We start from the raw sequence: 6,323 nt of genomic DNA on the forward strand, positions 1-6,323 counted from the left end.
ACTCGTCAGAGGATGACGATATATGATTGATCAACAGTTGGCTCGCTTGCGTACCCATCGCAGTAATATTCAGCGCTATCGCAACTTATTGAAGACCAACCTGACAGAGTCTGAACGCCAGTTTGTCCAAAGGCGCTTGACCGAAGAGCAATCTAATCTGGAGCGATTGGCCATCTCCCTCCCCAGTGACCTTCGCGGATCATAAGGCGGTCGCGTTGCGCGACGTGCTCGACATTCGGCCCGCTACCGTTGGTGTAGAGTGCAGCACCCGCAAACGCGGCAGCAAGAACGAGGGCCAACCAACCTGCTCCTAAAGCATTCCAAACATCATTAGGAATCCGCGGCTGCGTTTTTGGCTGCTGATTCTGAAAAATCCAGTTTGAGGTTGGTTACGCTTGCTTGTTCGCCGGCACCTCAGTCCGACAGCATTTGTATTCGAGCTGCTCGTTCGCGTCCGGCCGCCCTGCGGGAGTAAGATCCAGAAGGGTCCACATCGGCTCCACCGTGCCGACATGCCGTGGATCCTGTTTCGGCTCGGCCGGCATGAACAAGAGTTCGGAGGCCCAGCTCAACCTGATGACCCCATCGGGGCCTTTGTGGAACACGGTGAGGATGGGCATCTGCTGCCCCTCTTCATCCTCGCCATGATAGTCCCGCTTGAAGCTGTTGTTGGCGGCTGAAAGCAGTTTCAAATTGCGCCAGCCGCGATGCGCGGCGAAGGCCGCAACCCGCTCGATCGGCGCCTTGGCGACGGCTGCGATGTTCGCTCCCAATCCCTCGACGTGTGGTACCGCTCCCTCCCAGTTGTCGAGCAAAGCGGTGCAGGATGGGCACGGCCCTTCCTCCAGCGGCAGCTGCGCTATCGGCCCAACGCTTGGCCCCGACGCTGATCGCTTCGGTGCCGAGGGAACATGTAATGGTAGATGAGCAGCGTATCGGTGCCCGGCCGGAACAGTTCCGACAGCCGCACCTTCGCTGGCGCCCCGTTACCATCAATATGATCGAACTCATAGTCCTCGGGAGCCGGCCCTCCCGGGGGAAGTGCCCGGATCTCCGCGGCCACAGCCTCCATTTCGCGCCTCAGCGCTGCCTCGCGCTCCAGTAGCTTGTTGCGAGCGGCGCGATACTGTGGACTTTCATTGGGAAAGGTCACGCCCATGGATAACTCCATCAACGCGCGTTAGTTGGATTTGTAGCACGTTTCCAGAATTTCAAGTCCCGCCCGCGTCAGGCGGCACGACACCTAATGTCGGCTTTTGGTCATTTGCACCCGAGCTGTCGCCCGACGTCCGGTTTGCCTGTAAGGGCGGAGATGGCGTCCGCAGGCCAAGATTCGGCCACCGGGCCAGGATGCGGTCCTGATCGGATGCATCGTCTACCGCCAGGCATCGCTGCGCGACAACGGTGAGCCCGCGGTCGCATCGCGATCAGATCCTGATCATTCTTGCAAGTCTTCGTGAACTTCATGACAGCGCCGAGACTTCGGCGTAGTCTGCCGCCGCTCTCACGTGACGGACAGGACTATGTCGGCGCGGTCAAAAACCGCTACGCACCGAGGAGCTCCCGAAATGCAGCTCATCGTCAACGGCAAGATGCATCAGGTCGACGTCGAAGACGAGATGCCTCTGCTATGGGTCTTGCGCGACGTACTCGGGATCACCGGCCCCAAATATGGCTGCGGTGTCGCGATGTGCGGCGCCTGCACGGTGCATATCGGCGGTGAGGCGGTGCGATCCTGCTCGCTGCCAGCCGCGGACGTCAAAGGCGACATCACCACGATCGAGGGATTGGGCACGCCAGAGGCGATGCATGTCGTGCAGAAGGTCTGGATAATGCACCAGGTCGCGCAATGCGGCTATTGCCAGTCCGGCCAGATCATGTCGGCCGCTGCATTGTTGGGAGCCAACCCCAACCCGAGCGACGACGACATCGACCAGGCGATGTCAGGCAATCTGTGCCGCTGTGGCACCTATCCGCGGATCCGCGCCGCGATCAAGACCGCGGCGCGCGAGCTCAAGGGACGCGCGACATGAGCAGGCTCGGCACGATCGCGCGACGTACATTCCTGATCGGCTCTGCGGCGATCGCAGGCGGCGTCGCGTTCGGTGTGTATGCGTACAATCGCGAGCCGGATAATCCGCTTTTGAGGCAGCTTGGTGATGGGCAGGTCGCGCTCACGCCCTACGTGCGCATTGACCAGACCGGGGTGACCATCATCACGCCGCGCGCGGATGTCGGCCAGGGCGTCGCGTCGGTGCTCGCGGCGCTGGTTGCGGAAGAGCTTGATGTCGCCTGGAACGACATTAGAATCGATTTTGGACCGCCGAGCGCCGCTTACTACAACGGCGCGGTGACGGCGGAAGGCCTGCCATTTGCCGCGACCAATAACGGTCTAATTGCTCGCCAAGCGCGCGTCGTGGGCGCTGCCGTGAGCAAGTTCTTGAGCCTGCAGATCACCGGCGGATCGTCGACCGTCCCCGACGCCTACGAGAAGATGCGTGTCGCTGGCGCGACCGCGAGGGACGTCTTGCTGCAGGCCGCCGCAAAGCGGACCGGCATCGCCAAGGAGGAACTGAAAACCAGCGACGGCAGCGTGATCACGCCACGCGGCGAAACGCTCAGCTACGCATCCCTGGCCGCGGACGCCGCCCGGATTGATCCGCCGAATAATGTCCGACTCAAGCCGGAAGCGGAGTGGCGCTATCTCGGCAAGGCGATGCAGCGCATCGACATCGTCGCGAAATCAACGGGGACGGCCACATTTGGCATCGACATCAAGATGCCCGGCATGATCTACGCCACAGCACGCACCAATCCGAGGATCGGCGGCGGCATCAAGGATTTTGATGCCAGTGCAGCCGAGAAGTCGAGAGGCGTCATCATGATCGTGCCGATCACCGGCGGAGTCGGCGTGATCGCTGACAACACCTGGCGCGCCTTCAAGGCAGCGAGCCTGATCAAATGCGATTGGGGACCATCGCCTTACCCATCATCCAGCGCGGCCATGTTCCAGACGGTCGCTGCGTCCTTCACGACGGAACGCCAGGACAGCCGGCTCAAGGACGACGGCGATGTGGCGGCGGCGCTGCAGGGTGCTGGCGTGCTCGAGGCCGAGTACAAAGTGCCATATCTCGCGCACGCGCCGCTCGAGCCGATGAATGCCGTGGTCCAGTTGAAGGACGGTCGGCTCGACATCTGGACAGGAACGCAGATCCCGCTCTTCGTGGTTGCAATGGCGGCTGACGTCACGGGACTCCGCGCCGAGAACATCCACCTGCATTCCCAGTTTTCCGGCGGCAGTTTTGGCCGGCGCCTCGAACACGATTATGTCCGTCAGGCGGTCGAATTGGCGAAGGCGCATCCGGGACGCCCGATCAAGATGACCTGGGCGCGCGAGGAGGACATGAGTCACGACTTCCCGCGTCCCCTCGGCATGGCGCGCATGCGCGGTGCGGTCAAGGACGGCAAGGTCGAGGCCTATGATCTCAAGATCGCTTGTCCTTCGGTGACTGCCTCGTGGTTTGGCCGGCTGGGCATCCCGACCTTCGGCCCGGACACCGCCATCGTCGCGGGTGCCTGGGATCAGCCGTTCCGGATTCCGCACTATCGCGTCACCGGCTATCGCGTGCCGGAATTGGTGCCGGTCAGCTCATGGCGCTCGGTCGGCGCGTCCGGCAACGGCTTTCTGCACGCCTGCTTCCTGGACGAGTTGATCCGCGCGGCGGGCGCCGATCCCCTGAAAGAGCTTATCCGGCTCTGCTGGCACGAGCCGTCGCGCAAGGTGCTGGAGACGGTGGGCGAGATGTCAAAATGGAGCAGCGATCCCGGCAAGGACCGCGGGCGCGGCATCGCGTACACGCTGTCGTTCGGCGTGCCCGTTGCGGAAGTCGTGGAAGTCAGCAACACGTCGCGCGGCATCAAGATCGACAAGGTGTTCGTCGCGGCCGACGTCGGCAAAGTGCTCGACCCCGAGAATTTCGAGAATCAGGTTCAGGGCGGCGTCATCTGGGGACTCGGCCACGCCATCAATTGCGAATTGACCTACAAGGACGGCGTGCCCGAGCAGACGAATTTCAATGCCTACGAAGGCTTGCGCCTCAACCAGGCGCCGGTCATCGAGGTACGCGCGAGCGACAATGGCAGCGCCATCCGCGGCATCGGCGAGCCTCCAGTTCCACCCGCTGCGCCCGCGCTCGCCAACGCCATCTTCGCCGCTACGGGCAAACGCATCCGCGAGTTGCCGCTGAACAAGCACATCGATTTCGTGTAGGCGCCCGCGACTTTTTCAAGGAAGAGACCGTCATCAAGCGCGCTGAGATCGCGGGCAAGGTAGTGCCTTGCGCTTCGCGCTTCAACAACGCCACGGGTGAAGCGAAGGCTCGCGAAAGAGATGTTGCCGCAAATGAAGGAGCAGAATCGCTTGGGATCAAACCGGAAGTCGTGACCTTGCCCACTATGCGTCCGTTGTACTCTCGAAAGCGGCCGTCGGCGGCTCCAGCAACCAAGTCACCTCCGGGGCAGGAGCCGACGAGGAGGCCGTTATTGGTGCTTTCAGCTACTTTAAAGCTGAGACAACATAAGTGACCGTCGTATCCTGGATCGCCGGCAATCCGGTTGATCGACGCGCATCCTCGATTGGGATCGAACGTAATTTGCAGGACCTCCGAGAGCCTCATTTCGCCGCGCCCCCCAGCATTTCCCAAAGACACGCATTCCTTGCGCTATATGCCGGTTAAGCTGAGCGTCCTCGCCCTGCCAACTGGTTCGCGTAGCGCAGGAAGAGCCTTGGAGACGGCTACCATCGCAGTCGCAAGGAATCGGGCACACATGAGTGAGCACAAAGAGGCCGTAGTCGTCGGAGCGCTCGGAGTGATCGGACGCTACATCGTCGAGCGGCTGCTCAGGCAGGACGACTGGTCCGTCATCGGTCTGTCGCGTCGTGCGGTCGACGCCGTGCCGCGCTACCGCCACATCAGTGTCGATCTACTGGACCGTGAGGACGTGGAGGTGAAGCTCGCCGGCCTAACAGAAGCCACGCACGTCTTCTACGCGTCGTTTCAGCCTGCGGCGGGCGCCGCCGCGGGCTATGCGTCGAACGTCGCTCCAAACCGCGACATGCTAATCAACGCCGTGACCGCGATCGACAACGCGTCGTCCGCGCTGCGCCGCGTGGTGCTCGTCACCGGCACAAAATATTATGGTTCACACCTCGGGCCATTCAAAACACCGGCACGAGAGAGTGACCCGCGCCACATGGGGCCCAACTATTATTTCGAGCAGATCGATTGGCTCGCCGCCTTCCAGTGCGGGAAGCGCTGGGACTGGGTGGAGCTACGGCCGCAGACCTTGTGCGGCTTTGCGCCGGGCACGCCGATGAGTCTGGCCGGCGATCGCGGTCTACGCCGCGATCAGCAAGGAGCTTGGGTTGCCGCTTCGTTCCCGGGAAAGCCTGGCGCCTATACATCAATCTACCAGGTCACCGAGTCTGCGCACTTCGCCAACGCGGCGCTCTGGGCGGCGAGCACGCCTCGCTGCGGGCTCGAAGCTTTCAACATCACCAATGGTGACTATTTCCGCTGGAAGAATCTGTGGCCGAAGCTCGCGGCCGCGTTCGATATGCTAGCTGGCGACGTGCAGACGATAAGCCTTACCGCACACATGGTAGACAACGCACCACTCTGGCGCGTCATGACAGAGAAGTATGGGCTGAAGCGCTACGCCTACGATGAACTAGCAGCTGCCCGTCAACTTCCGCTATGCTTTGTTAGCGACCGAGGATGTGTGGCGGCGCAATATGTCGCGAAGGGCCAGTTGCGGACATCCCCATGCCGACGTGGTGATACCGCAAATTCCTCTACTGGCTCTCCGGCCAGGAACACCAGATAACCCGATATAGTTGACGACTAAGACGGCGGTGCTCCGCACCGTTCCAATTTGGCTTGCCGGTACGGCGCAGCGAGCGCATCCTGATGCCGAGCTGTCGGCTTCGGGCATTAATCAGGCTCGCTACGGAAACAACGTGGGTCCACGCCCGCAAGGAGAGAATCATGAAGCAGAGGCATTTAAGTATCGCTGTGCTCGTCGGTGCGGCCCTCCTTGCGCTGCCGATGACCGGTGGCGCACAGATTCTCGTGTCTGGTAACGACGAGAAGGTCTTGTGGGACGACGCCGGCAAGACGGTTTACCTGCCGCCAGGCAAGGACACGATCTCCTTCATCGACATCGGCGACCGTGAGAACCCGAAGATCCTGACGAGCATTGCACTCGAGAACAGCATCTTTGGGCCGCCGACCAATCTTGCCGTGCATCCAAGCGGTGAGATT

3 protein-coding genes and 2 pseudogenes are annotated in these 6,323 nt (G+C 61.7%); 4 read left to right on the forward strand and 1 reads right to left on the reverse strand.

What is annotated here, in order from left to right; translation table 11 throughout:
- Window positions 1-389: 389 nt before the first annotated feature.
- Window positions 390-1,159: pseudogene (locus CWO91_RS41040) on the reverse strand (DUF899 family protein).
- A gap of 409 nt (window positions 1,160-1,568) precedes the next feature.
- Between CWO91_RS41040 and CWO91_RS41045 the strand changes: the two are divergent.
- From CWO91_RS41045 to CWO91_RS41060, 4 genes and pseudogenes are all read left to right on the forward strand, one after another.
- Window positions 1,569-2,033, forward strand: a complete 465-nt coding sequence (locus tag CWO91_RS41045) for a (2Fe-2S)-binding protein (protein ID WP_130221004.1) — start codon at window positions 1,569-1,571, stop codon at window positions 2,031-2,033.
- The gene (locus CWO91_RS41050; protein WP_130221005.1) at window positions 2,030-4,270 is read left to right on the forward strand and encodes a xanthine dehydrogenase family protein molybdopterin-binding subunit; all 2,241 of its coding nucleotides are present in this window, start codon (window positions 2,030-2,032) and stop codon (window positions 4,268-4,270) included. Before CWO91_RS41045 ends, CWO91_RS41050 begins: the two co-directional genes overlap by 4 nt.
- Before the next feature lie 557 nt (window positions 4,271-4,827).
- Complete coding sequence (locus CWO91_RS41055) at window positions 4,828-5,886, forward strand: SDR family oxidoreductase (RefSeq protein WP_165406060.1); 1,059 nt, start codon at window positions 4,828-4,830, stop codon at window positions 5,884-5,886.
- A gap of 161 nt (window positions 5,887-6,047) precedes the next feature.
- Window positions 6,048-6,323, forward strand: a pseudogene (locus tag CWO91_RS41060) (YncE family protein); the annotation flags it as partial.

The organism is Bradyrhizobium genosp. SA-3 (genome assembly GCF_004212635.1).
Lineage (GTDB): Bacteria > Pseudomonadota > Alphaproteobacteria > Rhizobiales > Xanthobacteraceae > Bradyrhizobium.